Raw genomic sequence first — 25,506 nt, forward strand, 5'->3', positions numbered from 1 at the left:
GAGACGGGGGAGCGCGGGCGGGGGTTCATCGGATGCGGTGGGATGTCGAGAGAGGCGAGAGAGGCGAGAGAGACGAGAGCGGCGCCACTTAGTGACGTCACTGAGTGAGGCATGGGTCGACCGCTGGGTCTCCCGTGTGCGGGGGCGCCTGGACGTCCATCTCGGGGAATTCGAGTCCCGGTTCGGATGCCCGGCCGACTCGCGCCGGAGTTGACGTCCGCCCACGCCCGACGCATCCACGCCCGACGCACCCACGCCCGACCCCCACGCCCGACGGAGAAGCAACAAAAGACGGCACACTTGGCCGAAGTCCGCCCAACCGGGAACCACTCCCGACCCTCCCGGCGTCATCCGTGCGGCTGATGGATCAGTCGTTCATCGGCCATCGGCCAGCCACCCGTCAGCAGGTGTTCCTCATCACCGCGCCCAGCGGGGACCGTTGCGCAAACACCGAATATTCGCAACCGCACATCCATATCTCCTCTCATCCTGCGGGAATGCGTGGGAACCATGGAGTGCGGATTGCGCGTGGATAACGATGAGGGGTACGAGCCGCAGCAGTCTTAACGCGCCTTGAGGGGCTTATGTGCTGCTGATACGGTGCGATGACTTGACACTGTGCCTGGGGCTGAATAGCCCGCCCGAGGCGGGCGAAGAGAGTCGCGAGTGTCTGAAAATGACCGAATCTTCTTGGGCGTGCGGGGAGCAGTTGCGTGAAGATCCAAGAGCGTACGGGGGCGGGCAACAGCCGTTCCGCCGCGCCGGTTCAGCCAGCGGTCGGTGAGCGCCTTCCCGCGCCGCCTCGCGAGCGCAAACCGGCACTCGCCGCCCTGGCCGTTCTGCTCATCCTTGTCGGCGCTCTCGGCGCCACCGTCCTCGTGCTGCGCGCGGGAGAGCGTGTGGAGGTCGTGAAGGTGACGGAGGAGATCTCGGCGGGCGAGACGGTGACCAAGGACAACGTCACCTCCGTCATGGTCGCCGACGACGCGGGCATCAACTACGTCAAGTGGTCGCAGCTCGGGAACCTGAAGAAGCTCACCGCCACCAACACCATCCCCAAGGGCGCCGTGGCCGTCGGTGAGATGTTCTCCAGCAAGGGCGGCCTGCCCGCCGGCAAGTCCGCCGTCGGTGTCGCCCTCAAGGAGGGGCAGTACCCCGCGGACGGCCTGAAGTCCGGCGACACCGTGGACGTCTACCAGGTCGGCGACTCCGCCTCCTCGGGGTCCAACGACAAGGGAACCGGCGGCTCCGCGGGATCGAGCGCGAGTGACTCGCCCATCGTCTCTGCCGCCCGCGTCAGCACCGTCGCCAACAAGAGTGACGCCACCGTGAGCACCGGCGCCCTCGGCGTCACGCTCCAGGTGGACACCGCCGACGCGGCCGCCGTCGCCAAGGCCGCGTCCGCAGGCGCCGTCGCTCTCGTCCAAGTGTCTCCCAACAGCAACTAGAGGCGAGTAGAAGAGACATGGCGCTCATTGCTCTCGCCGCTGACAAGGGATCTCCCGGAGTCACCACCGCCGCCGTCGCGCTCGCAGCCGTCTGGCCGCGGCGCGTGCTGGTCGCGGAGACCGACCCCGCAGGCGGCGACCTGGTCTACCGCAGTGCCGCCGCGCACGGCGGACCGCTCAACCCCAACACCGGGATGCTCAGCATCGCGGCCACCGCACGCCGTGGCCTCGTGCCCGATCAACTCTGGGACCACACACAGCCGTTGGCCGGTGGGCTCGAAGTGCTCGTCGGTCTCGGGGTCGCCGAACAGGCCGCCGGGCTCGCGGGGCTCTGGCCGACCCTCGGTCGCGCCTTCTCCCAGCTCGCCGACTCTCCGAACGCGCCCGCCGATGTGATTGCTGATTGTGGTCGCATCAGTGGGGACACCCCCGCCGTCGAGCTCTTTCCGCAGGCGGCCCTCGTGCTGCTCGTCTCGCGGACCGAGCCCGAGGCCATCGCCCGCGTACGCGACCGTGCCGCCGCCCTCGCCACCAAGCTGCACGGCGGATCGCGCGGGGCCGCCTCGCTCGCGACCCCGCTCATCGGCGTGCTCCTGATCGCCGACCCCTCGACGTCCGCCAAGCTCGTCCACCAGGTCAACGACATGCTGATGGCCGCGCAGACCGGCGCCCGCGTCGTCGGCACGCTCGCCGAGGACCCGGCGGGTGCCGAGCAGTTGGCAGGGCGTAAGCGCGGGCGTCTCGACAAGTCGATGCTGATTCGTTCGGCCCGCAAGGTGACCGTCGATCTGTACCAGCAGTACGGCGCCGCCTGGGCCAACCCGAACGCGGGCGCACAAGGCGCGCACGGCACGCACGGCACGCACGGCGTGCACGGGGCAGGCCGATGAGCGTTCCCGTCGATCACCAGCTCGTGAAGCGGTTCCGGCAGGACGCCGGTGACCGCATCGCCGAGCAGCGCCGCCTGGACCAGGTCTCCGGCGTCACCCCCATGTCGGGCGAGGACGAGCGGCAGTACGCCCGCGCCGTCATCGCCCAGATACTGGAGGAGTACGCCCGGACAGAGATCAACGCCGGGCGCACCCCGCTGGACGCGGACACCGAGGAGAAGTACGCGGCCGCGGTGCACGCCGCGCTCTTCGGCGTCGGACGGCTCCAGCCACTGCTCGACGACCCCGAGGTCGAGAACATCGACATCAACGGGTACGACCAGGTTTTCGTCGGATACGCCGACGGGCGCGAGGCCAAAGGCGACCCGGTCGCCGAGACGGACGAGGAGCTCGTCGAGCTCATCCAGATCCTCGGCGCCTACTCCGGTCTCTCCTCGCGCCCCTTCGACTCCGCCAACCCGCAGCTCGACCTCCGGCTCCCCGACGGCTCGCGTCTGTCGGCCGTCATGGACGTCACGCGGCGCCCCGCGCTCTCCATCCGACGTGCCCGCATGGGCAAGGTCTTCATGTCGGACCTGGTGGGCAACGGCACGGTGACGCCCGAGGTCGCGCACTTCATGGCGTGCGCGGTGCGGGCCCGCAAGAACATCATGATCGCGGGCGCGACGAACGCCGGAAAGACCACCCTGCTGAGGGCGCTCGCCAACGAGATCCCGCCGCACGAGCGTCTGGTGACCGTCGAGCGAGCCCTTGAGCTCGGCCTCGACCAGTACGCCGATCTGCACCCGAACGTCGTCGCCTTCGAGGAGCGCCTGCCCAACTCCGAGGGCCAGGGCACCATTTCGATGGCGGAGCTCGTACGCCGTTCGCTCCGTATGAACCCCTCCCGCGTCATCGTCGGTGAGGTCCTCGGCGACGAGATCGTGACCATGCTCAACGCGATGTCGCAGGGCAACGACGGCTCGCTCTCCACGATCCACGCCAACAGTTCGAGTGAGGTCTTCAACCGCATCTCGACGTACGCCCTCCAGGCCACCGAGCGGCTGCCCATCGAGGCGAGCCAGATGCTCGTGGCCGGAGCCGTCAACTTCGTCGTCTTCATCCAGCGGCGCAACAACTACCAGACCGGCGGCAAGCTCCAGCGCATGGTGACCTCGGTCCGCGAGGTCAACGGCGTCGACGGGCGCGTCCTGTCCAGTGAGGTCTTCGCGGAGGCCTCGAACGGGCAGATCGTCGCGCACGCGCCGATCGCCTGCATGGACGACCTGGCCGTCTTCGGCTACCGCCCCGCCGGGCAATGGGGGTGAGCACGACATGAACTCACTCGGCTCGATGGGCGGCCTCTTCTCGCTGCCTGTCCTGTACGCACTGGGCTGCGGCATCGCGGTCGGCGGCGGCATCGCCGTCCTCGCGATCGCGGTGCGCGGTCTGCCGGTGAAGCCCGAGCACGAGAAGCAGCGGGCCAGCGAGCGGATGAGCGAACTCATCCGGTTCGCGGGCCAGCGCGGCTCGCTCGCCATCGGCGTGGGCCTGGTGGTCCTTCTGCTCACGCGATGGGCGGTGGCGGGCATCGCGTCCGGCATCCTCGTCTTCTTCTGGGACAAGCTGTTCGGCGGCGCGAAGGAAGAGCGGTCGCAGATGCGCCGCGTCGAGGCCCTCGCCGCCTGGACGGAGTCCCTGCGCGACACCATCGCGGGCGCGGTCGGCCTGGAGCAGGCGATCCCCGCTTCGGCGCGGGCCGCTGCTCCCGTACTCCGCCCGCATCTGGACGCCCTGGTGGACCGGCTGCGTGCGCGTACGCCGCTTCCCGAGGCCCTTCAGATACTGGCCGACGAGATCGACGACGCGTCGGCCGACATCATCGTGGCCGCGCTGATCCTGAACGCGAAACTGCGCGGTCCTGGCCTGCGGCAAGTGCTCGGCGCTCTCGCCAAGTCGGCCCGTGAAGAGGTCGACATGCGCCAGCGCGTCATGTCGCAGCGCGCCTCCACGCGGCGGTCGGTGCAGATCGTGGTCGCGGTGTCGATCGCGTTCGTACTCGGCCTCTCCATCTTCAACCGCGACTTCGTCTCGCCCTACGGCACGGCGGTCGGTCAGCTCGTGCTCGCCTGCGTCTGCGGCCTGTTCGCACTCGGCTTCTGGTGGCTGCGCAAGCTCTCGACGGTCGAGACCCCGGACCGCTTCCTGGTCAGGGACGAGCCGGGCGTGCGGTTCGTGCGTCCGCGGGGTCCGGGCGCCGCCCCTGTCACCGGCGAGCAGGCGCCACTGACGGGCCCGGCGGGTCCGTACGGTCAGCCTCAGGCTCAACCTCAGCCGGGTCAGCCTGGTCAGCCGGGCTATTCGAATCCTGAGGGGATACGTCGATGAGCCTGACGATGCCGATAGTGATCGGCGCCATCATGGGCCTGGGCATCTACGCCCTGGTCCGCGCGCTCATGCCCTCCAAGCGGAGTGCGGTCGCCACGGTCGCGCGGATCGACGCGATGCGGGCGCGGGGTGCTGCGTACGAGTCGCACCGCGGCTCCTCCGACGACACCAAGGGCGACACGGGCCGGCTCGGTTCGGCCCGCGCCCGCGTCGGCACGCGGGTCGCCGACTTCTACTTGCAGCAGGGCTGGGAACAGCGTTCGCTGCGGGCCGACCTCGCGGTGCTCGACCGCAGCTGGGAGAAGTTCCTGGCGACGAAGACGCTGCTCGCTGCGGCGGGCGTCTTCTTCGGACCGTTCCTGTTCGCCGTCATCTGGACGCTGGGGGTCGGCAGCAGCCCGATCATCCCGGTCTGGCTGGCCCTCATGTTCGGCGCACTGTTCTTCTTCCTGCCCGACCTCGAGGTGCGCCGCGACGCCGCGGACAAGCGACGCGACCTGCGCCGCGTCATCGGCGCCTATCTGGACCTGGTGTCCATGAGCCTTGCGGGCGGCCGGGGTCTCCCCGAGGCCCTGATGGCGGCGGCGGAGATCTCGGACGGGTGGGCGACGCAACGTATCCGCAACGCTCTGGCCGACGCCCGGATCACCGGCATCAGCCAGTGGCAGGCCCTTGGCACCCTGGGCGAGGAACTGGGCATCGAAGAGCTCAAGGACCTGTCGGCCTCGCTCGCCCTGGTGGCTGACGACGGAGCGAAGGTGCGCGATTCGCTCGCCTCCCGTGCCGAGACGATGCGGCACCGCGAGATGGCCGAGATCGAGGGCAGCGCGGGCGAGAAGTCCCAGTCGATGCTCGTCGCCCAGCTGCTTCTCTGTGCCGGCTTCCTGGTCTTCCTCATCTTCCCGGCGGCCATGCGCGTGTTCCAGGTCTAGCGATCTCCACGGCGATGGACGGGCCGGCGGACGGCGGCGGCCCGGGACCCTTCCCCCCCCACTCCTGAAAGGACAACTCACCATGAACGGACGGAACTTCAGTACCGGCAACCCCGGTCTGGACCTCGTGATCACCTTCCTGCAGGGCCGCGTGCAGCGGGCCCGCTCCGGCGAGCTCGACCGTGGTGCGTCCGCGGTCGAGTGGGTCATCATCTCGGCGGTCGTCGTGGCGATCGTCGGCGTAGTGGCCGCGATCATCAACACCGCGCTCAAGGGCGGCGCCGACAAGGTCGGCGACTGCATCGAGGGCGCGGACGCCGGCAAGACCTGCTGATCAAACGGTTACCGGGGAGCGAAGGCGGGGACGAGTGCGCGGGTGCGTGAAGCGATGGGTACGCCGCAGGGTGGAGGCAGCCTCCACCCGCGGTGAATCCGGCATGACCGCGATCGAGTTCGTGCTGCTCACTCCGGTCCTCTTCTTCATGATCTTCGCGACGGTGCAGTTCGCGCTGTACTTCTTCGCGGATCACGTCGCCCAGGCGGCGGCCCAGGCGGGCGCGCGCAAGGCCCGAGCGACGGCCGACGAGAACCCGGGCGGCTGGCGGGGCAACTCGCGCGACGTGGTCGACGCCTACATCCAGCAGTTGGGGCCGCAGTTGGTGCTCGGCCCCGACGTGAAGACGATCCAGCCGAAGGCGAACACGGTCGGGGTGGAGATCACCGCGAACGTCCCCTCGGTCTTCCCCGGCCTCGACCTGACGGTGCACGCACAGTCCTCCGGTCCGGTGGAGCGGTTCGTCGAGGAGGGTGAGGGCGGCTGATGAGGAACGTACGGGCATGTGTGCGTGCCATGCGTCGGCGCCGCGCGCTCGGCCTCGGGGCGGACGACGACCTGGGCCTGTCGACCATCGAGGTGGTCATTCTCGCTCCGGTGATGATCCTCTTCATCCTGGTCCTGGTGGCCTTCGGCCAGCTCGTCGACGGCCGAGGGGCCATCGACGGAGCGGCACGGGACGCGGCGCGCGCGGGCTCGATCCAGAAGGACCAGGGCACGGCGATGGCCGAGGCGAAGGCGGCAGCGGCGGCGGACCTCGCCGACGTCTGCTCCGGCCCGGTCGACGTCCGTAAGACGAGCGCGGGCTTCAGCGCCGAGGTCGACCCGTTCTTCACGGTCGAAGTGAGCTGCAAGGTGAGGGGCTTGGACATGCTCGGTCTCGATGTGCCGACCACGCTGACGGCCAGCTTCAGCTCCTCGCTCGACCCCTACCGGAGGTCGGTGTGAGCATCGCTCCCCTCGTGGCTCCCGTCGTACGGGACTGGGTCGCCGCCCGCCGCGAACGCCTCGACGACCGTGGCTCGGGCGCGGGCGCCGTCATCATCTTCGCGCTCGTCTTCCTCTCGCTCTCGGCCTTCGTCATCGACGGCGGCCTGTCCATCTCCAAGCGGGAGCGGGCGGCTGACATCGCCGAGCAGGCAGCGCGTTACGCGGCGCAGGACGTCGACCGCGAGGGCATCTACGAGGGTGTCAAGGGCGCGCCCATCAACTACGAGAACTGCGGCGCGCGAGCCCAGGCCTACGCCCGCTCGACGGACATGACCGGCGCCGACGTCGCGGCGACGCACTGCGTGACGGCGAACGCGAATCAGGTCGAGGTCGAGGTCCAGCTGACCTACAGCCCGGTCTTCACCGGCCTGTTCTACGGCGGCGACGTGACGGTACGGGGCAGCGCGATCGCGGAGAACGAGGTCGGCTGAGGGCGACCGGGGCAGGGCCCGGTCGCCGCTATTCGGTCTTCCACTGGGTCGCGGTCACCACGTACGTACGGAGATTGTCGTTCTCCTTCTCCTTGTTGACCGCGGTGATCCAGAGGTGGGTGACGGCACCCTTGCCCGACTCGATGCAGAGTCCGGTGTCCTTCTTGAGCACCGAGTCGTCTCGGATCTTGCTCAGGGGGATGGGGTTGGGAAGCTCGGACCTGTGCGCGGTGGCGCGGCACGCTGAGGGCGTGGGACGGCGTTCGGTGGTCGTGCTGAAGGAACCGCCGTCGTCGGCGAGATGGATGCCGTTCTGCCTGATGGGTTCCGCGCAGTCCGTGTACGTGAGCCAGCCGCCGGAACTCGGCAGGAATCCGTCGTGCCTCGTGACGCCGAGGTCGTTGACGTCGAGCGTGGTGACATCGGAGGGCCTGCACATCGCGCCGTCGCGGACGCCCTCGCTGTTCGGGTGGAACGTGGGGGCGCGGTAGGTGAGGTTCCTGTTCTGCTGGCTGACCTGCCACCCGGCCTCGGTCTTGGGCGGCTGGGGCTTTCTGGTTTCCTGAGGTTCGTGAGGTTCCTGACTCGCCCCGGAGCTGGTGCCCTTGTTGTCGTCGCCACCGCTCATCAGCTGATGGGCGACGAGGGAGCCGCCACCGACGGCGAGTACGCCCACGAGGGCGAGCGCGGTAAGGATGAGCAGACGGCGACGCTTGCTCGGATGCGGATGCGGCTGCGGCTGGACCGGGAGCTGGCCGGGCAGGGTCGGGACGCCTGCGGCGTACACGGCGGCGGGGGAGTGGGCGGGCTGCGTCGGAGCAGAGGGCGTACCGAGGGGCGGCCTGCTGTCCTGGAGCCGCGTCGTCTGCTCCTGCTCCTGCTGCGCGATCTGCTGCGCGACGGCGGGCGGCAGCCACCAACCCGCCTGGCGTTGAAGCCCTGACGTACCCGCGAGCGAGGCGCACGCCTCGACGAGCTGGGCCGGGGTCGGCCGGGAGCCGGGCTCCTTGTCGAGGCAGGCGGCGATCAGGGGCCGCAACTGGGCCGGGCAGGCGGCGAGTTCGGGCTCGTCGGAGACGATGCGATAGAGCAGCTCGTGCGAGGAGACGGCGCCGAACGGATGCTGCCGGGTCGCCGCGAAGTACGCCACGAGGCCGAGCGCGAAGACGTCGAGGGCCGGGGTGATCTCGCCGCCCATGGCCTGCTCGGGGGCCATGTAGGCGGGCGTGCCGAGCCGTACGTCCGTGCCGGTCGGCTCGGTGGTGTCGGCGGCGCGGGCGATGCCGAAGTCGATGACGCGGGGGCCGTCGGCTGCCAACAGGACGTTGGAGGGCTTGAGGTCGCGGTGGATGACGCCGGCGGCGTGGATGGTCTGCAGGGCTGCGGCGATGCCGGCCATGAGCTGCAGGACGGTCGGTACGGGGAGTACGCCGTGCTCGTGGACGGCGCAGGAGAGGGAGGGCCCGGGAACGTGACTGACGGCGAGCCAGGGCTCGGGTCCCTCGGTGGAGCTGTCCAGTACGGGTGCGGTGTAGGGCCCTTGCACGCGCCGGGCGGCGGCGACTTCCTGAGCGAACCGCTGCCGGAACTCGGGGTCTTGGGCGTACTCCCGCCGGACGACCTTCAGAGCCACGGGCTGGCCGTCGCGCGTGTGCGACAGATAGACCACGCCCATACCGCCCTCGCCAAGCCGGGCGAGCAGACGGTATCCGGCTATCTCGCGGGCGTCGTCCGGCGCCAGCTCGTCCATGGTGGATCCTCCCCGAATTATTGGGGCCATGGTACGGAAGGTGACTTTGGGGCTGGAGGTGCGATGCCGCGGTCCGGCCTCAGGAACTGCGTGCGGAGGTCGGCATCGAGCGCTTCGACGAGTACGTTGCCAAGTTCTCGATGGGATGACGCCTAAAGGCAGATCCTTCCGGCGCAGAGCACTACTGACCTACCGGACGGCAGAGCAGCGGCTTCTCCAGTTCCGAGCAAGGGCGGTGGCCGTGGACCGGGAGGCTGTCCTTGCCCGCGCCTTCCGTGAGGTAGCGGAGGAAGCCTGCGGCCACGGAGTCGGCGGGCGGTTCGCCGTAGGTGTAGGCGAACTCCGTCTGCCAGTAGGGGTATGCGCCCGCGTCGGCGCCCTCCACCGTCGCCGGATAGCCGGCGATACGTACCTGCTGGATGCCTTCGTGGGCGAGCGCGGCGCCCGCCTCGCTGTGACCGAGAGCTCCCGGGATCGACGCCACGTTGTCCAGAAGGATGTCGGTGTCGCCGACCTCGCAACGACCCGGCTTGCTCCGGTCCATGCCCGCGCAGTCCCCCGAGGTGACTTCCATCAGTTCCTTGTCGTCGAGCACTTGGTGGACGAGCGTGGAGCGGGTGCCGGAGCCGGGGTGGCGGCTCACGAGGTGGACGGGGACGTTGTTGCCGTTCACCTGGCGCCAGTTGGTGATATCGCCGGAGTAGATCTGGCGCAGCTGCTTGAGGGAGAGGTCCTGGACGCCGGCGTCTTTGTTGACGGCGAGGGTGAAGAGGGACAGGGCGACGGGGCGGGGGAGGAGCTGGGGGCGGCCGTCGCCCTTCGCGCCGTCGGTGAAGGCGAGACGATCGGGCAGACCGGGCCCCGTATCCGCCCCTGCGCCCTCCTTGGTCTTGTTCTTGCCCGCAGCTTCCAGTGAGTCGAGGCCCTCGACGCTGCCTTTGAAGGTGTCGTCCGTGACGGGGATGCGGGCGCCCGTGCACTTCTTGACGTACCGCTTCGCCGCGTCGGTGACGGCGCTCTTGAAGGCGGTGGAGCCGGAGAGGGTCAGCGTACCTTCGGCGCAGTCCACCGGTGCGGCCTGGCTGGGGGCGTCGTCCCTGCTGAAGGAGGTGAAGGACTGGGTGGCGGCGATGAGTACCAGGAGCGCGATGAAGACCATGACGGGCTTCGAGGCGAAGGTGTGGCTCTCGGTCTTCTTGATCCGCCCGCCGCGTACGCCGCCCTTTATGCCCGCGACGACGACCGGGTCGGGGAAGGCCTGGCCTACCGGGAACTCCGGGTCGCGTTCCAGGACGGCGAGGACCTTGTAGTGGGTGCCGCGGTTGAGGGGTACGCGGGGCAGTTCGATGTGGCCGTCCGCCATGCGCAGGCCTGCGGCGTCATCGAAGCACGGACGCAGATAGTCGTGGCTGAGCTCGGTGACGACCATGCCGTCGACGCGGCGGCCGGGGAAGTTGATCCGGATGCCGACCTGGTCGTCGTCGCGTACGACGTAGTCGTTGGCGTCGATGTGGGTCCAGCCGCTGTTCTGCACGCGGAGCAGGACGAAGGAGGGGTCAGCGAGCGAGGTGCCGTTCTGCTGCATCTGCCGGAGGACTCCGGCATGCGGATGGGTGTCCGCGTTCTTCGCGGTGGTGTCCATCTGCACGCGGTAGCCGAGCCGTTTGCGACCGGCGAAACCGAACTCCCACAGGGCGGCGCCGACGGGTATCGCGAGCCCCAGGGCGGCGACCATCGACTCCCAGGAAAGACCACTCATCACCGAACCGACCCCCGTTGTCCGAACCCAGTTGTGCGGGTGTGGCCAAATTACGAGGGGAGGAGTGGGGTTCCGAGCCAACAGGCGTTGCCTCAGGCAGAGTTCATCGTCATGCCGCTTGGGGTTGGGCGGTGTTCACCGGGTGTTGGGGCGCGCTAGTCGCCCTCGCCCTTGCCTTTCCCCTTGCCGCCCTTCTCGGAGCTCTCGGGCGAAGGCGGCGAACCGGGTGTCCGGCTCTTGCGGCTTCCGGCCGTCCAGGCGGATTGTGCGTCGGTGATGGTGGCGCCCGTGGTGGAGATCCTGGGTCAGCGGTTGATCGACTGGACTTCCTGGACGTCCATGTCCTGGGTCGTCTCGAAGGTGCCGTCGGGCATCGTGTCGCCCGCGCCGCCCGTGCCCTCCCAGGAGATCTCCCAGGTGATGGAGGCCTTCAGCTGGTACGGCTTTCCGTCGGTCGCTCGGAGGTACTTGATGCCGCACGGCGGGTCCTGCTTCGACTTGCCCTCGGTGTAGGGCGTTCCGATGCTGCCGTCGTCGTTGATCTTGCATTCACCGGATGCGGGGAAGGTCTCCGCGTCGCCCGTGCCCGGCTCCAGATGGAGGCTCTTCGGCTTTGCTGTGGTCTCCGCCCAGAGCGGGGTGTTCGGGAGCTCCGCGCGGACCTTGACGTCCTTGAAAGTGCCCTTGTCCAGCCAGGCCCAAGTAGGCAGATTCACCGTCGACTTGGCTTCGGGCTTCAGCTCCACCTTGGTGTCAGGGACCTTGACCTTGTCGTACGCGTACTCGGCGAGCATCTTGGGTGTGGGCGCGTGCGGGTCGTCCGGGATCTCGTTCGCTTCCACCCAGAACATGATGCGGCCGCAGTCCCAGGACTTGGGGTCCGAGGAGTCGGGCGCCACGCCTCGCCAGAAGCGGCCGTCCTTGCCCTCGTTGTAGTCCTTGTAGCCATCGGCCTGGCTGTTCGAGGTTTCGTGCAGGTCGAAGTTGTCGGCCGGCTTGCCGTCCCGGTAGTGGTCGGTCCAGAGCCCCTTGCCGAACCATGACTCGTGGATGCCGACGTCGCCGCCGCCGTCCTTGTCCACGAACTCCTTGAGTTCCTCGGAGGTGAAGGCCGGCTCGTACCAGCAGGCGGGCGGCTCCCAGTTGGGGTCGATCGGGGCGAGGTTGCCCTTCTTGCCGCCGCCATCGCCACCAGAGGGGTACGAGAGCTGGATCGAGGAGACTCCGGCCGACAGGTTGCCCTTCTTGTCGGAGCTGCCGCTCGGCTTTTCGCCAGACGGTGGTTGGGTGGTGTTGTCCTCCGGCCCGGCCGCGTGGGCCGCTCCGCCCGACCACAGCACGGCTGTCGCCGCCAATGCCGCGGACCATCGCACCGCACGTCGTGAGGATGTCATCGCCGGCACTCCTTCACTCGACCCTCGACCTCGATCTGCAGCACCTTCCAGATCTTCTCCGAACCCGTGGGCTGCTTCATGAGGAGACGGAACTCCTGGTAGTCGTCGAGACTCGGCTTGGTGTGCTTGATCTTCTTGGTCTCGACGTTCTTGCCGTAGAACTTGCTCTGGTCGCGGCACATGGTGACGAGCACACCGGCCGTGCCGACCTTGTCGGTCTTGGCCCTGTAGTAACTGTCTGTTCCGGTAGCGGTCCATTTGTCGTCCACCCACGACTTGATCTGCTTCTGCGCGTAGCGGGTGGCGTTGCCCAGCGAATAGAACTGGTAAGCCGGGTCCTTGGGGTCCTGAGCGGTGATCCCATGGTTGAGGGCCCGGATGTAGTTCTCGGCGTTCTCCTGAGCCGCCGCGTGACGCGGGTCGGACGACTTCGAGGAGCCGAATTCGACCTTCAGGTCGCTCGGCAGGCTGACATCCGGCTCGCCGGGATTCGCAGGAGCCGAAGACTTCGACTTCTCCGAGTCGCCCCCCGCCCCCTCGATCTTGTCCGAGGAGTCATCACTCCCGCCGCCCCCACACGCGGTCAACAGCAGGGTCGCGCTCGCCACCAGCGTGGCAATGATGGGCATGGTGCGACGGGCCACGATTGCAGTCCCCCAGGGTTCGGCAGAGTTCGATATGTGTGCAGGCGAGAATGAAGCTGCATGACGCTACCAGGCGTGGGTTATCAGTACTGGTGGGCCTTGTGAAGGTTCTCGCGTTCTGTGCGGTGACGGAAGTGAACAGAAGCGAAGGGGCCCCAAGTGCTACGCGGGCGCAGCGATTCCGTGCCGGAACTGTGACTCGCGGGGGTGAATGCCCGTGAATGACTGTCCGGAGTGGGCAATCGGGGGGCGGAATCGGGCCGGAACCGCGCAGGAAGAGCTGCGCTTACCGTGCAACTCGGGCGGTAACGGTCACCCGGAGAAGTCCCCTCGCAGCCCTCGGGCGCCGTTGCCCCTGTCTGACCTTCGGTCCCTTCCGTACCATCGCCTCAGTACGCTCAGCACCCTCAGCGCACAGACCGCTGATCTCTATTCGCTCCCTCTCAGAGGACAACAGGACACCCGCCATGGCGCGCACCACTTCAAGTTCGACAGGCGGCCCGTCGGCTCCACGGAATCGGACGCCGCAGCCGCTGCCCCGGCGTCGACGTTCGTTCGGGGACTTCTTCAAGGCGTTCCTCGCCTTTGTCGCGCTGGCCGCGCTGGTCTTCGGCGTACCCGGCGCCCTCGCCGTCGCCGTGGGATGGCCGCTTCCGGGCGGTGCGCCCTCGCTTGACTGGTTGCAGCAGGAGATCACGGTCGGGACGTTCATCAACGTACTGACTGTCGTCGTCTGGCTCGCCTGGGCCCAGTTCACCGCCTGTGTGCTGGTGGAGGTCAAGGCCGCGCTCTCGGGTGTCGGTATGCCGGGCCGCATTCCCGGCGCCGGCGGCAGCCAGCTCCTCGCCCGTCAACTCGTCGCCGCCCTGCTCCTGGTGGGCGCCACCGCCGCCAGCTTCGCGCCGGGGCTCTCGCAGTTCGGACAGTCTCTGGAGGGCAATCAGAAGCCCGCCTCCGCCGCTTCCGCCCAGCAGACGCCCGGTGGTCTCTTCGGTCAGGAGCAGGCCGGGAGCGCCGCCAGTGCCGTCGCCGAGCAGGCCGAGCAGGCTGCCGCCCATGCCGGGGGCAGCAGCGCCAAGGACGGGGACACCAAGTACTACCGGATCCAGCCGCCCGAAGGGCGTCACCACGATTCGATGTGGGAGATCGCCGAGCGGCACCTGGGAGACGGTCGCCGGTACAAGGAGATCTACCAGCTCAACAAGGACCGTGAGCAGCCCGACGGGTCGCGGCTGTCCGAGGCCAGCCTCATCCGGCCGGGCTGGATCATGGAGATGCCCGCGGACGCGCACGGCGGCGAGCTCGTCGAGATGCCCGACGAGGCACCCAAGGTCTCGCAGGACGTGAAGGAGCAGATCTCCGACTACGCCAAGTCCGGGGACCAGGCCCAGGGCGGAGGGGCCAAGGAGCAGGGTGGCGGTCAGCAAGGTGGTGGATCCGGCGATCGCGATACCGCCCACATCTCCCTCCCCGAGCAGCGCCCCTCCGAGAGCGGACGGCAGGAAGCGCCCGTCGCCAGCAGCGGGAGCAGTGAGTCCGAAGGGTCCTCCTTCGGACTGCCCGAGGCTCTTATCGGTGCGCCGCTCCTCGCCGCCGGGCTCCTCGGCGCGCTCGGACGTCGTCGGCGGCACGCGCTGTGGCAGTCCGCCATGGGCGCCGTCGGTGGACGCCGTGGCATGGAGCCGCCCACGCCGACCGGTGGCGCCGCCGATGTGCAGGACGCGCTGCTCGTCGGGGCCGACCCCGAGGGCGTACGGCTTCTCGATCTGTCGTTGAGGGGGCTTGCCGCCTCCCTCGCCGAGGAATCAAGGGCGCTGCCCACCGTGTACGCCGCCTGGCTCAGCAACGGCGATCTGCACCTCCAGCTCGCCCAGCCCGCCGGCCGTCCGCCCGCCCCCTGGCAGTTGGGGCAGGACCAGACGTTCTGGATGCTGGCGCGGACCGACGCCGAGCGGTACGAGGACATGGATACCGCCGCTCCCTATCCGGGCCTCGTGAGTCTGGGAACGCTCGACGACTCGCGGCTGCTGCTCAACCTCGAAGCCGTACCCGGTGTCGTATCGCTGAGCGGGCGCGAGTCCGACCGCGCCGCCGTCTTCGCCTCCGTCGCCGCCGAGCTCGCCACCAACGGGTGGTCCGACCGCATGACCATCACCCTCGTCGGCTTCGGGCAGGACCTGACGCCGCTCGCGCCCAACCGGCTGCGGCACCTCGACGACATCGAGGCGCTGATCGAGACGATGGAGGCCGAGACGCGGCAGCGGCGCGGAGCCCTGGGGGCCGCCGGGCACGACTCAGTACTTACTGGTCGTACGGGGCCCGCCCAGCACACCCGCTGGGCGCCGCACCTGGTGCTGCTCGCCGCCGAGCCCACCGGCGAAGACGCCGTGAAGCTCGCCGAACTGGCCTCCGACGCGAGCCGCCTCGGCATCGGATACCTCGTCGGTACGGAGTCCGGGGATCTGCCGGGTGCCGCCTGGGAGATGGAGATCACCCCCGACGGCAAGCTGCTCGCCCCGCTGCTCGGCCTCGAGCTCGAGGCGCAGGCGCTGCCCGAGGCCCAGCAGAGGGCCGTCGTGGAGCTCTTCGCCGACGCCGACCCCGGGGAGGGCGAGGACGGCACCGGTTCGGGTCGCGGCGCCGCCACTCCGCCGTTCCTCGTCGACGTCACCGAGCAGGGGCGGCCCGCGGTGTACGCGCGCCTCGTCGGAACGTACGAGATCATCGGCCTCGACACTCCGGACGGCGAGCGCAGCCCGCTGATGCACGAGGCGCTCGCGCTGCTCCTGCTGCACCGCGAGGGGGTGCACCCGCGGGTGCTCGCCTCCGCGCTGTGGCCGCGCGGTGTCACCGATGACGTACGCGACGCGCTCGTCGACCGGCTGCGGGAGTGGCTCGGCACCGAGCCGGACGGAGAGGCCCGGCTGCGGGCCGACCGGAGCGGGCGGCTCACGCTCGCCAAGTCCGTCGTGTCCGATCTGGATGTCCTGCGCTCGCTCTACCACGAGGCGACCCAGGGGCGCGGGGCCAACAGCCGGGCAGTGCGGGGGCGGATGCTCACCGACGCCCTGGTGCTCGTACGCGGGCCGCTGCTCTCGGACCGGCCGCAGGGGCGGTACGCGTGGCTCACGCACGAGATCATCGACGCGCAGCTGCCGCTGCTCGTCGCCGACATCGGCCTCGCCCTGTCCGAGTTCCACCTGGAGAAGGGGCGCTCGGAGAAGGCCATCGAGGCGCTGAACGCCTCGCTGAATTCCGCGCCGGGGGACGAGCGGCTCTGGAACGAGTTGTTGCGGGCGACCCACGCCGTGGGCGATCCGGCGAGGCTTCAGACAGTGGCTGCCGACCTCGTTGCTCGCAGTGGGGCTCGGGGTGTGCCGCCTCGGACCGAGGCGCTGCTCGACGAGCTGCTTCCTGCTTGGCGCAGTGGGCTTTCCGCCGTCGGGTAGTTCTGTCGCTGCGGGGGGTGGGGAGGGTTCCAGGCCGCCGCTTCGCGGCGGATGTCTCCCTCCTCCCACCCACCCGTTTCTCCGTGTCTAGAGGGTGAACGACTTGGACCCCCTGGTGTATCTCGTCGTCGGTGGCGCCCTCTGGGGCGCCCTCGCCGGGCTGTTCGTTCCTCGCGCGGTCTACCGGCTCTCCGTGCCTCCCGACCAGGCGTGGCGGGAGACCTGCCCCGACGGGCATCCCGTCGGCGGCTGGGTCGGGCTCCCGCGGTGTGCGGACGGGACCCGCATCGGGCCGCGCACCCTCACCGTCTCCCTCGCCACCGCCCTCGTCTGCGCCGCCCTCGCCGCCGCGACGGGCCCGCGGCCCGAGCTCGCCGTCTGGCTGCTGCTCGCGCCCTTCGGCGTGCTGCTCGCCGTCGTGGACTTCGGCGTGCACCGGCTGCCCGACGTACTCACCCTGCCGCTCGCCGTGGCCGCCCTCGTCCTTCTCGGCGGCGCGGCGCTGCTCCCCGAGCACGGCGGTTCCTGGGTGCACGCGCTGTACGGGGGGCTCGGGCTCGGCGGCGCGTACTTCGTGCTCTTCCTCATCAGCCCGAACGGCATGGGCTTCGGCGACGTGAAGCTGGCGCTCGGCCTGGGTGCCGTCCTCGGCTGGTACGGGTGGGGCGCGGTGCTGCTCGGCACCTTCGCCGGGTTCCTGCTCGCCGCCCTGTACGGCGGATTTCTGGTCGTCGCCCGCCGCGCCGGGCGCAAGACGGCGATCCCGTTCGGGCCCTTCCTGATCGGCGGGGCGTTGCTCGGGTTGCTCGTCGGGGCGTACGCCGCCTGACGTCGGGCGGCCGACCACGCTGGCGTACGCTGAATCAGTCCGCCCGAAACCCTTAAGAAAGGGACGCCCCGGTGACCGAGAAGGCCGACCTTCAGTCCGTGCTCGACCGTGCCGCCGCAGGTGGGCGGATCACTGAGGAAGAGGCGCTCGACCTCTACCGCGATGCCCCGCTGCACGCGCTCGGCGCCGCCGCGGACGCCATCCGCCGCCGCCGGTACGCCGGGACCGAGCACATCGCGACGTACATCATCGAGCGCAACATCAACTACACCAACGTGTGTGTGACGGCCTGCAAGTTCTGCGCCTTCTACGCGGCCCCGAAGGACACCAAGAAGGGCTGGACGCGCGACCTCGACGACATCCTGCGGCGCTGCGCCGAGACCGTCGAGCTCGGTGGCACGCAGGTCATGTTCCAGGGCGGGCACCACCCGGACTTCGGTGTCGAGTACTACGAAGAGCACTTCTCCGCGATCAAGAAGGCCTTCCCGCAGCTGGTCATCCACTCCCTCGGCGCCTCCGAGGTCGAGCACATGGCCCGCATCTCGAAGGTCTCCGCCGAAGAGGCGATCCAGCGCATCCACGCCGCCGGGCTCGACTCCTTCGCCGGTGCCGGTGCCGAGCTGCTCCCGGCCCGCCCGCGCAAGGCCATCGCCCCGCTCAAGGAGAGCGGCGAGCGCTGGCTCGAGATCATGGAGATCGCCCACAACCTCGGTGTCGAGTCGACGTCCACGATGCTCATGGGCACGGGCGAGACCAACGCCGAGCGCATGGAGCACCTGCGGATGATCCGCGACCTCCAGGACAGGACCGGGGGCTTCCGGGCCTTCATCCCGTACACGTACCAGCCCGAGAACAACCACCTCAAGGGCCGGACCCAGGCCACCATCTTCGAGTACATCCGCATGATCGCGATCTCGCGGATCTTCCTCGACAACGTGGCCCACATCCAGGGTTCCTGGCTGACCACCGGCAAGGAGGCCGGCCAGCTCACCCTGCACTACGGCGCGGACGACCTCGGCTCCGTGATGCTGGAGGAGAACGTCGTCTCCTCCGCCGGCGCCAAGCACCGCAACAACCTGCGCGACATGATCGACATGATCCGCACCGCGGACCGCGTCCCGGCCCAGCGCGCCACGACGTACGAGCACCTCGTCGTGCACGACGACCCGGCGAACGACCCGATCGACGACCGCGTCGCCTCGCACATCTCCTCCACGGCGCTCGAGGGCGGCACGGCTCACCCCGAGCTGAAGCTCCTCGCCAGCAACTGAGGCCGCTGTGCGCACACTTCACGTCGCCGAAGGGACACCGGAGGCGGCGGTCCTGGCCGACGGGGCGGTCATCGCCGCCGTCGGCCCGTACGAGGAGCTGGTCGCGGCGCACCCTGCCGCCCGTGTCCGGCGCTGGCCCGGCATCCTCCTGCCGGGCCTGCTCAATCCGTACGGCCCCGAAATCCTCGAAGGCACCTACCACCCCGACCCGCGCGAGGCCGACCGGCTCGGCACCGTGCCCATCGGCGGGGAGCGCGCTCGGGCGATCTTCCGCGCCGATCCGTCCCTTCTCGGTGGCAGCGCCCGCCGGGGCGTGCAGCGGCTCCTCGCGCACGGCACGGTGGCCGTCGCGGGCGAACTGCGCTCCCGGCCGGTCCTCGACGCCGTCCGCGGGGCGGGCCTCGCATCGGGCCGACGCCCACCACGCCTGCCGGGCCCCGTGTCCCTGTCCCCGACGCCCCTGGTCCTGCTGCCCCCGCTGGCAGTGGGAGGCCCCGCCCGCTTCGCGGTCTTCGACGTAGCCGACCGGGCGGACCTGGTGCGACGCGGTCCGGCGACGTGCGTGGCGACGGTGATCGGCGGCCGCCTGGTGTTTAGGGCCCGCTAGGAGTGGGCGAAGAAAGCCCGCCGCAGGCGAGTGAGGGCGCCGCCGGGAGAGCGGACCGGCCTGACACAATGGGCCGGGTGACCCGAGCCTCCCTGGACAAGCAGCCGCACGAAGTCGCCTCGATGTTCGACGACGTGGCGGAACGGTACGACCTCACGAACGACGTGATGTCGCTCGGGCAGGCCCGGCTGTGGCGCAAGGCGGTCGCCAAGGCCGTCGACGCGCGGCCCGCGCAGAAGGTCCTCGACCTCGCCGCCGGGACCGCCACCTCGTCGCAGCCCTTCGCGCAGGCCGGCGCGTACGTCGTGCCCTGCGACTTCTCGCTCGGCATGCTGCGGGTCGGCAAGGCGCGACACCCCTGGATGCCGTTCACGGCCGGGGACGCGGCGAAGCTGCCGTTCAAGGACGACACGTTCGACGCCGTCACGATCTCCTTCGGCCTGCGCAACGTCCAGGAGACGGACGAGGCGCTGCGGGAGATGTACCGCGTGACGAAGCCCGGCGGCCGGGTCGTCATCTGCGAGTTCTCGCACGCGACGTGGGCGCCGTTCCGCACGGTCTACGAGGAGTACCTGATGCGGGCGCTGCCGCCGGTCGCGCGCACGGTCTCCTCCAACCCCGACGCGTACGTCTATCTCGCGGAGTCCATCCGCTCCTGGCCGGACCAGCCGACGCTGGCCGCGCTGTTGCAGGACGCGGGCTGGTCGAAGGTGGCGTGGCGGAATCTGACGGGTGGGGTCGTGGCGCTGCACCGGGGTTTCAAGGCGTAGACCTGCCGAGGGACGCCCGGAGCACAAGCGCGCGAAATATTCCGCTGTGAACCGAGTTGACGGGAACCAGCCGCAGGGCAAGATGTGTCCGTTGTGATACGACTCCGCCGACGCGACGGTGTCGATGCGAATCCGCTCTTTCGCATCGGCCGCCACTGGGTCGCTCGGCATGGGTCGGTCTTTCTGGTCATCTCCCCAATGACGGAGCGTCCCTATGGCGTCGAACTGTCCTCACTGCGGGGCATCCACCCCTGAAGAGGCCCGCTTCTGCATGAAATGCGGGCGAGAGCGCCCGCGTGGCACGTCCGTGGACGCGGGGCCTGTGGTTCTGCCCGCGGCGGAGCTCGGCGCTCCTACCGCTGTGGGGGACACCGGTGAGCAGGACGGCCCTGCGGCTGAACCTGATGCGCCCGTTAGTGGGGCGCCCGTCAGCGAGACGCCCGCCGGGCCCGGGTTCACCGCAACTTCCCTTCCCGCGCCCGCACTTCCCGCTGCCGCCCCCGTGTCCCCGCCTCCGTCTTCACCCCCGCCCGCATACGTTCCTGGGGCGCCGTCCGCTCCTTCTCCCCTCGGCGCCTTCTTCGGGCGTGCGTTTCGGGGCGACTGGGCCGGGGCCGCCCAAGCTGCCCTGTGGCCCGTGGGGTTGGTGCTCGTCGCGGCGGTCGCGATGGCCATTCCCTCCTACGGACAGGGGGAGGGGGGTGGTGGCGGTGGTGGCGGTGACGTCGTCGTCGGGTTCGGCGATCGGATGCGGATCGCTCTCGCGACTCTGCTCCAGGCCGTGGGCGGCGGTTTCGAGGTCTCGGGGAGCGAGCGGCAACAGGCATCCGTCTTCGGCGGTGACAGCTCCGACGTGGGCACCGCCTTCGACGGCAGCGCCGCGCTGCACCTCATTCCGCTCACCGTCACCGCGCTGTGGATCGCGGCCCTCTTCATCGGCGTACATGTCCTGCGCAACCGCCTTCTCGTACGCGCCGGAAGCCAGGGCGGGGGCACGGCGGGGCTCGAAGCGGCCTTCCGCGTCACCCTGTTGGTGACCACCGGCACCCTCGTGCTCAGCCTTTTCGCGCAGCCCGAGATCGATGGCGTCGAGCTCTCCTCGTCGCCCGTGCTCGCCGCGCTCGGTGCGTTCGTACTCGGACTCGCCGTCTCCGGCGGCGTACTGCACCGCTACGACCTGGCCCACTGGCTCGCCCAACGGCCGGGGTGGCAGGCGACGTTCCGTGCCACCGGCACCGCGCTGCGCGCGCTCGCCGTCGTCCTTGCCCTCAGCTCGGTCGTCGCGTTCATCAGCCTCGCCCAGATCGACGACCTCGAACGCGTCGCCGACCTCGACGACGCCAACGTGTCCCCGCTGGTCATCGCCCTGCTCCTGCTGCCCAACCTGGGCGTCACCGCCCTCGGCCTCGGGTGGGGTGCGCCGCTCGAGGCCTCGGTGCAGGGGAGCAGTTCGTCGTACGGCGGCGGGTATGAGAGCGAGTCCTTCGGGCTCTCCGAGCTGGGGGACGTCACCAACGCGTGGGCGATCGTCGGGGCGTTGACGCTCGGGCTCGTCTGCGCGCTGGTCATCGGCATCCTCGCCGCACGCCGTTCCGCGCACCGTGGTGAGCAACTGCTGGCCGCCGGAGTCTTCTTCGGGCTCTTCCTGCTTCTCGCCGGGGTCGGCGGGGTCAGTGTCGACGCCACCGGCAGCGCCTCGGCGGAGTTCGGAGGCGGCAGTTCGGGCGGCTCGGGCAACGGCACCTTCGAGGCGGGCGTGAGCGTGCCGGAGGCACTGCTCTTCGGGCTGCTCTGGGTCTTCGTGGCGGCGCTCGTCGCGCCGTTCCTGTTGCAGATGGCGGGGCAGCGGACGGGGCTCGTCGCGGGGCCGGTTCCTTCGGGTCCGGTTCCTGACGCCGGGGCCGCTGTGGGTGCCGTAGGCCCCGTCACAACGGACAATCCGGCGACCCCGGTTGCCCCCATGCCACTGAGCGCCCACGACCAGCCCACGTACGTCCCGACCGGAACCCCCGCCTTCGCCTACGCCCCGCACTCCTTCCAGCAGCCCCCCACCACGCCACCCCAGTCCCGCCGCACCGCCCTCTGGGTCGGCACCCTCGCCGGTGCCTTCATCATCGGCAGCGGTATCGCGGCCGGTGTCCTGCTCTGGCAGAACAACGACGACGGCAAGGCGGACAAGGCCGGAGGCAAGGACGACAAGCCCGCCATCAGCCGGACCGAGGACCCGACAGAGCCGCCGGCACCGAACGCGTCGCCCACCGCGTCGCCCACGTTCACACCCACGGAGGAGCCGAGCGCGAGCCGGGACACCGTGGACGACACCCCCCGAGTTCCAGCGGGCTCCGATCTGGTGTCCGACGTGAACGGCTTCGAGTTCGCCGTGCCGGACGGCTGGACCCGGCAGGGCGAGGAGCGTCCCGGGCAGATCGTGTACGCGGGTTCGACCGGCCGGGAGGAGTTCCTGGTCGGCGTGGTGCCGTACGCGCCGTACACCTCGTACGAGAACTTCACGACCATCGAGAAGGACGCCAAGAAGGACCCGAAGAAGTCGGACTACCAGCGGATCCGCCTGGAGCCGAACACCTTCCAGGGGCGCAGTGGCGCGATCTGGGAGTACACCTTCACCGACACGGCGGGCCGCGAGATCCATGCCCTCGACCAGAGTTACGTCGCGGACAACGGCACCGAGTACGCCATCCAGCTCTCCTGGCGCGCGGACTTCTGGCCCACGAGCGAGGGCGCGAAGATCCACCGGATCGCGCTGGAGAACTGGCGGCTCAACGGCTGAGTACGGGCGCATTGCCGGTGCGTTGCCGGTGCGTTCACCAGACGGCGCCGACCTCGGGCCCCGGCTCGTCGAGCTCGCGGCGCAGGCCGCCGTCGTCCGGCGGTCCGGGGTGACGCGGTTCGCGCACCCCCGCGCCGCCGTCGCCCTCGTCGGTGCCGAGGTCGAACCAGACGGTGACGACGGCATCGCGCGGGATCCACATGCCGGGGAGGGGGTACTGCCTGACCACGTACTCGACGACGACCAGGTGGAAGTCGGGGCGGTCCGGTGCCGCGAGCAGCACGCCGTGCTCCACCGCCGACTCGCGCGCGTCCACGGCCATGAGACCCGTCAACCGCGGCACGCGCACGTCGTCCGCCGCGTCCGTCCTGGGCGCCTTCGGCACAGATGTCACCCCCCAGCGGTACCGGCAGGGTAGACCCGCCGGGCGCCGGCCGGAAGCGGTCCGTTACAGCGTCAACCCGAAGCGGTATCCCTTGCGCTTCGACACCGGCGCCGTGAAGGTCTCGGCCAACTCCATGCCGAGACGTCGGGTCACCGCCACGGACCGTTCGTTGCGGGCATCGACCATCGCCACCACGTCCCGTACGCCCGCCGAGCGCACCCGCTCCAGGGTCGCCAGCGCGGCGGCGGTCACGTATCCCTTGCCCCACGCGGCGCGGCCGAGCCGCCAGCCGATCTCGATCTTTCCCTTGGGCCCCCAGTCGTTCGGCCAGGGCTGTGCTCCGGCGAAGCCGATCGGCTCGCCGTCCGCGTCGAGCAACGTCCAGAAGCAGAAACCGAGTTCGGCGTCGTGTCTGCGCTGTCGAGCGGTCAGCTCCTCGTACACGGAGAGCTCGGACGACGCGCCGCCGAAGAACTCCATGACGTCCGGGTCGTCGAAGAGGCGGTGCCAGACGAAGGCGTCCTCGTGGGTCGGGACGCGCAGTTGTACGGCGGGCAGGGGCCTGGTCGTCGGTGCCTGCTCTGTCGCTCGCTCTGTCGCCTGCTCTGTCGCCTGCTTTGTCACGGGTGGCCCTTCGGCTGGCTGATCAGTACCGCTGCATAGACTGCCCATATCCCGTGCCCGTCGGCACACAGATTTCGAGCTTTGGGGAGAACCCGCCGTGACCGAGCCCCAGCCCCTCACCGAACACACCGCTGATGTGATCGTCGTCGGGGCCGGGCCAGCCGGTTCCACGACCGCCTATTACCTGGCGAAGGCCGGACTCGACGTACTCCTTCTGGAGAAGACCGCGTTCCCGAGGGAGAAGGTCTGCGGCGACGGTCTGACGCCGCGCGCCACCAAACAGCTGGTGTCCATGGGGATCGACATCTCCGAGGAGGCGGGCTGGCTGCGGAACAAGGGCCTGCGCATCATCGGGGGCGGCGTACGGCTCCAGCTCGATTGGCCGGATCTCGCCGCCTACCCGAACTACGGCCTCGTCCGGAAGCGCGACGACTTCGACGAGCAGCTCGCGCGCCAGGCGCAGAAGGCGGGCGCCCGCGTGTACGAGCGCTGCAATGTCGGCGCCCCGATCATCGACGACCGCACGGGCCGCATCACCGGCGTGCACGCCAAGATGGGCGAGGAGAAGACCCCGGTCACCTTCCACGCGCCGCTTGTGGTCGCCGCCGACGGCAACTCGACGCGGCTCTCCCTCGCGATGGGGCTGCACCGCCGCGAGGACCGCCCGATGGGCGTCGCCGTCCGTACGTACTTCACGTCGCCGCGCCACGACGACGACTACCTGGAGTCCTGGCTGGAGCTGTGGGACCGCCGCGGCGCCCAGGACCGGCTCCTTCCCGGCTACGGCTGGATCTTCGGCATGGGTGACGGCACGTCGAACGTCGGGCTCGGCATCCTCGACTCCTCCGCCGCCTACAAGGAGCTCGACTGGCGCGAGGTGTTGAAGGCCTGGTGCGCCTCGATGCCGGAGGACTGGGGCTACACCCCGGACAACATGACGATGCCGATCCGCGGCGCGGCCCTGCCGATGGCCTTCAACCGCCAGCCGCACTACACCAAGGGCCTGCTCCTGGTCGGCGACGCGGGCGGCATGGTGAACCCCTTCAACGGCGAGGGCATCGCGTACGCAATGGAGTCCGGGCAGATCGCGGCGGACGTCATCGTCCAGGCGCACGCCCGCTCGACCCCCGGCCAGCGCGAACTGGCGCTGCACAACTACCCGAAGATCCTCAAGGACACGTACGGCGGCTACTACACGCTGGGCCGCGCCTTCGTGAAGCTCATCGGCAACCCGAAGGTCATGAAGATGGCCACGCAGCGCGGCCTGACCCACCCGATGCTGATGCGCTTCACGCTGAAGATGCTGGCCAACCTCACCGACCCGACGGGCGGCGACGCGATGGACCGCATCATCAACGGGCTGAGCAAGGTGGCGCCGAAGGCGTGAGCCGGTTCGGCTCGCAGAAAACTTCGGCTCCCAGAAAACTTCGGCTCTCAGAAAACAGGGCGTATCCGATTTGCCCTCATGGGGTGGACGGCAGGACGCTGGTCGCATGATCTTCATCGCCGTCAAGTTCACCGTCCGCCCCGAGTACAGCGACAGCTGGCTGGAGCGCACCGCCGAGTTCACCCGTGCCACGCGCGCGGAGGAAGGCAACCTCTTCTACGACTGGTCCCGCAGCGTGGACGACCCGAACCAGTTCGTCCTCTTGGAGGGCTTCGCCTCGCAGGAGGCGGGCGCCGCGCACGTCGGCTCCGACCACTTCAAGGCCGGCATGGAGACGATGTCCGAGGCCATCGCGTCGACCCCGGAGATCATCCACACCGAGATCCCGGGCAGCAGCTGGTCCGAGATGGGTGAGCTTTCGCCGAAGGGCTGAGACGCGCGTAGAAGGGCCGGGAAC

At 69.6% G+C, this 25,506-nt stretch carries 23 protein-coding genes and 1 pseudogene; 18 read left to right on the forward strand and 6 right to left on the reverse strand.

The genetic code is table 11. The features are described 5' to 3' along the window. Nucleotides 1-713: 713 nt before the first annotated feature. From ACWFRJ_RS26915 to ACWFRJ_RS26955, 9 genes are all read left to right on the forward strand, one after another. The gene (locus tag ACWFRJ_RS26915; RefSeq protein ID WP_453536043.1) at nt 714-1,448 is read left to right on the forward strand and encodes an RcpC/CpaB family pilus assembly protein; all 735 of its coding nucleotides are present in this window, start codon (nt 714-716) and stop codon (nt 1,446-1,448) included. Nucleotides 1,449-1,465: 17 nt separating this feature from the next. Further along, nucleotides 1,466-2,338: a hypothetical protein gene (locus ACWFRJ_RS26920; protein WP_453536046.1), complete on the forward strand. Its 873-nt coding sequence runs from the start codon at nt 1,466-1,468 to the stop codon at nt 2,336-2,338. Then, nucleotides 2,335-3,645 (forward strand): CpaF family protein, encoded by a 1,311-nt coding sequence (locus tag ACWFRJ_RS26925; protein ID WP_453536049.1) that lies wholly within the window; start codon nt 2,335-2,337, stop codon nt 3,643-3,645. The genes ACWFRJ_RS26920 and ACWFRJ_RS26925 overlap by 4 nt, the downstream gene beginning before the upstream one ends. Before the next feature lie 7 nt (nt 3,646-3,652). After that, nucleotides 3,653-4,705: a type II secretion system F family protein gene (locus tag ACWFRJ_RS26930; protein WP_453536052.1), complete on the forward strand. Its 1,053-nt coding sequence runs from the start codon at nt 3,653-3,655 to the stop codon at nt 4,703-4,705. After that, nucleotides 4,702-5,637: a type II secretion system F family protein gene (locus tag ACWFRJ_RS26935; protein ID WP_453536055.1), complete on the forward strand. Its 936-nt coding sequence runs from the start codon at nt 4,702-4,704 to the stop codon at nt 5,635-5,637. Before ACWFRJ_RS26930 ends, ACWFRJ_RS26935 begins: the two co-directional genes overlap by 4 nt. 82 nt (nt 5,638-5,719) lie before the next feature. Beyond that, nucleotides 5,720-5,971, forward strand: coding sequence for a hypothetical protein (locus ACWFRJ_RS26940; protein WP_453536058.1), 252 nt, complete (start codon nt 5,720-5,722; stop codon nt 5,969-5,971). Nucleotides 5,972-6,074: 103 nt separating this feature from the next. Further along, nucleotides 6,075-6,458 (forward strand): TadE family protein, encoded by a 384-nt coding sequence (locus ACWFRJ_RS26945; protein ID WP_389912520.1) that lies wholly within the window; start codon nt 6,075-6,077, stop codon nt 6,456-6,458. 29 nt (nt 6,459-6,487) lie between these two features. Then, nucleotides 6,488-6,919 (forward strand): TadE/TadG family type IV pilus assembly protein, encoded by a 432-nt coding sequence (locus ACWFRJ_RS26950; RefSeq protein ID WP_453536698.1) that lies wholly within the window; start codon nt 6,488-6,490, stop codon nt 6,917-6,919. Next, the gene (locus tag ACWFRJ_RS26955) at nt 6,916-7,392 is read left to right on the forward strand and encodes a pilus assembly protein TadG-related protein (RefSeq protein WP_453536061.1); all 477 of its coding nucleotides are present in this window, start codon (nt 6,916-6,918) and stop codon (nt 7,390-7,392) included. Before ACWFRJ_RS26950 ends, ACWFRJ_RS26955 begins: the two co-directional genes overlap by 4 nt. 28 nt (nt 7,393-7,420) lie before the next feature. On the opposite strand, the gene ACWFRJ_RS26960 is transcribed toward ACWFRJ_RS26955, so the two are convergent. The 4 genes from ACWFRJ_RS26960 to ACWFRJ_RS26975 form a co-directional block, all read right to left on the reverse strand. Then, on the reverse strand, nt 7,421-9,142 hold the full coding sequence (locus ACWFRJ_RS26960; RefSeq protein WP_453536064.1) for a serine/threonine-protein kinase: 1,722 nt from the start codon (nt 9,140-9,142) through the stop codon (nt 7,421-7,423). Nucleotides 9,143-9,323: 181 nt separating this feature from the next. Next, nucleotides 9,324-10,901: a PstS family phosphate ABC transporter substrate-binding protein gene (locus tag ACWFRJ_RS26965; protein WP_453536067.1), complete on the reverse strand. Its 1,578-nt coding sequence runs from the start codon at nt 10,899-10,901 to the stop codon at nt 9,324-9,326. Nucleotides 10,902-11,206: 305 nt separating this feature from the next. Continuing rightward, nucleotides 11,207-12,295 (reverse strand): hypothetical protein, encoded by a 1,089-nt coding sequence (locus ACWFRJ_RS26970; protein ID WP_453536070.1) that lies wholly within the window; start codon nt 12,293-12,295, stop codon nt 11,207-11,209. Next, the gene (locus ACWFRJ_RS26975) at nt 12,292-12,924 is read right to left on the reverse strand and encodes a hypothetical protein (RefSeq protein ID WP_453536073.1); all 633 of its coding nucleotides are present in this window, start codon (nt 12,922-12,924) and stop codon (nt 12,292-12,294) included. The genes ACWFRJ_RS26970 and ACWFRJ_RS26975 overlap by 4 nt, the downstream gene beginning before the upstream one ends. A 482-nt stretch (nt 12,925-13,406) precedes the next feature. Between ACWFRJ_RS26975 and ACWFRJ_RS26980 the strand changes: the two genes are divergently transcribed. The 7 genes and pseudogenes from ACWFRJ_RS26980 (at nt 13,407) to ACWFRJ_RS27010 (ending at nt 22,653) form a co-directional block, all read left to right on the forward strand. After that, nucleotides 13,407-16,388 carry a BTAD domain-containing putative transcriptional regulator gene (locus tag ACWFRJ_RS26980; protein WP_453536076.1) on the forward strand — a complete coding sequence of 994 codons (2,982 nt, stop codon included), beginning with the start codon at nt 13,407-13,409 and terminating at the stop codon, nt 16,386-16,388. A gap of 103 nt (nt 16,389-16,491) precedes the next feature. Further along, entirely contained in the window at nt 16,492-17,217 is a 726-nt protein-coding gene (locus ACWFRJ_RS26985; protein WP_453536079.1) for a prepilin peptidase, read from the forward strand. 71 nt (nt 17,218-17,288) lie between these two features. Then, nucleotides 17,289-18,488: a cyclic dehypoxanthinyl futalosine synthase gene (gene mqnC / locus ACWFRJ_RS26990; RefSeq protein ID WP_453536082.1), complete on the forward strand. Its 1,200-nt coding sequence runs from the start codon at nt 17,289-17,291 to the stop codon at nt 18,486-18,488. Nucleotides 18,489-18,495: 7 nt separating this feature from the next. Then, the gene (locus tag ACWFRJ_RS26995; protein WP_453536085.1) at nt 18,496-19,095 is read left to right on the forward strand and encodes an imidazolonepropionase-like domain-containing protein; all 600 of its coding nucleotides are present in this window, start codon (nt 18,496-18,498) and stop codon (nt 19,093-19,095) included. 77 nt (nt 19,096-19,172) lie between these two features. Continuing rightward, nucleotides 19,173-19,865, forward strand: coding sequence for a demethylmenaquinone methyltransferase (locus tag ACWFRJ_RS27000; protein WP_453536088.1), 693 nt, complete (start codon nt 19,173-19,175; stop codon nt 19,863-19,865). 214 nt (nt 19,866-20,079) lie between these two features. Then, nucleotides 20,080-20,148 (forward strand): annotated as a pseudogene (locus ACWFRJ_RS27005) (zinc-ribbon domain-containing protein); the annotation flags it as partial. A gap of 354 nt (nt 20,149-20,502) precedes the next feature. Further along, complete coding sequence (locus ACWFRJ_RS27010) at nt 20,503-22,653, forward strand: hypothetical protein (protein WP_453536737.1); 2,151 nt, start codon at nt 20,503-20,505, stop codon at nt 22,651-22,653. 34 nt (nt 22,654-22,687) lie between these two features. On the opposite strand, the gene ACWFRJ_RS27015 is transcribed toward ACWFRJ_RS27010, so the two are convergent. Continuing rightward, entirely contained in the window at nt 22,688-23,047 is a 360-nt protein-coding gene (locus tag ACWFRJ_RS27015) for a PASTA domain-containing protein (RefSeq protein ID WP_453536091.1), read from the reverse strand. Between the two features lie 54 nt (nt 23,048-23,101). Next, on the reverse strand, nt 23,102-23,662 hold the full coding sequence (locus ACWFRJ_RS27020; protein ID WP_453536094.1) for a GNAT family N-acetyltransferase: 561 nt from the start codon (nt 23,660-23,662) through the stop codon (nt 23,102-23,104). 97 nt (nt 23,663-23,759) lie between these two features. Between ACWFRJ_RS27020 and ACWFRJ_RS27025 the strand changes: the two genes are divergently transcribed. Both ACWFRJ_RS27025 and ACWFRJ_RS27030 read left to right on the forward strand, forming a co-directional pair. Then, complete coding sequence (locus ACWFRJ_RS27025) at nt 23,760-25,049, forward strand: geranylgeranyl reductase family protein (protein ID WP_389912455.1); 1,290 nt, start codon at nt 23,760-23,762, stop codon at nt 25,047-25,049. Between the two features lie 106 nt (nt 25,050-25,155). Beyond that, the gene (locus tag ACWFRJ_RS27030; RefSeq protein ID WP_383273545.1) at nt 25,156-25,482 is read left to right on the forward strand and encodes a putative quinol monooxygenase; all 327 of its coding nucleotides are present in this window, start codon (nt 25,156-25,158) and stop codon (nt 25,480-25,482) included. Nucleotides 25,483-25,506: the final 24 nt, after the last annotated feature.

Source organism: Streptomyces sp. NPDC055239, from assembly GCF_053606205.1.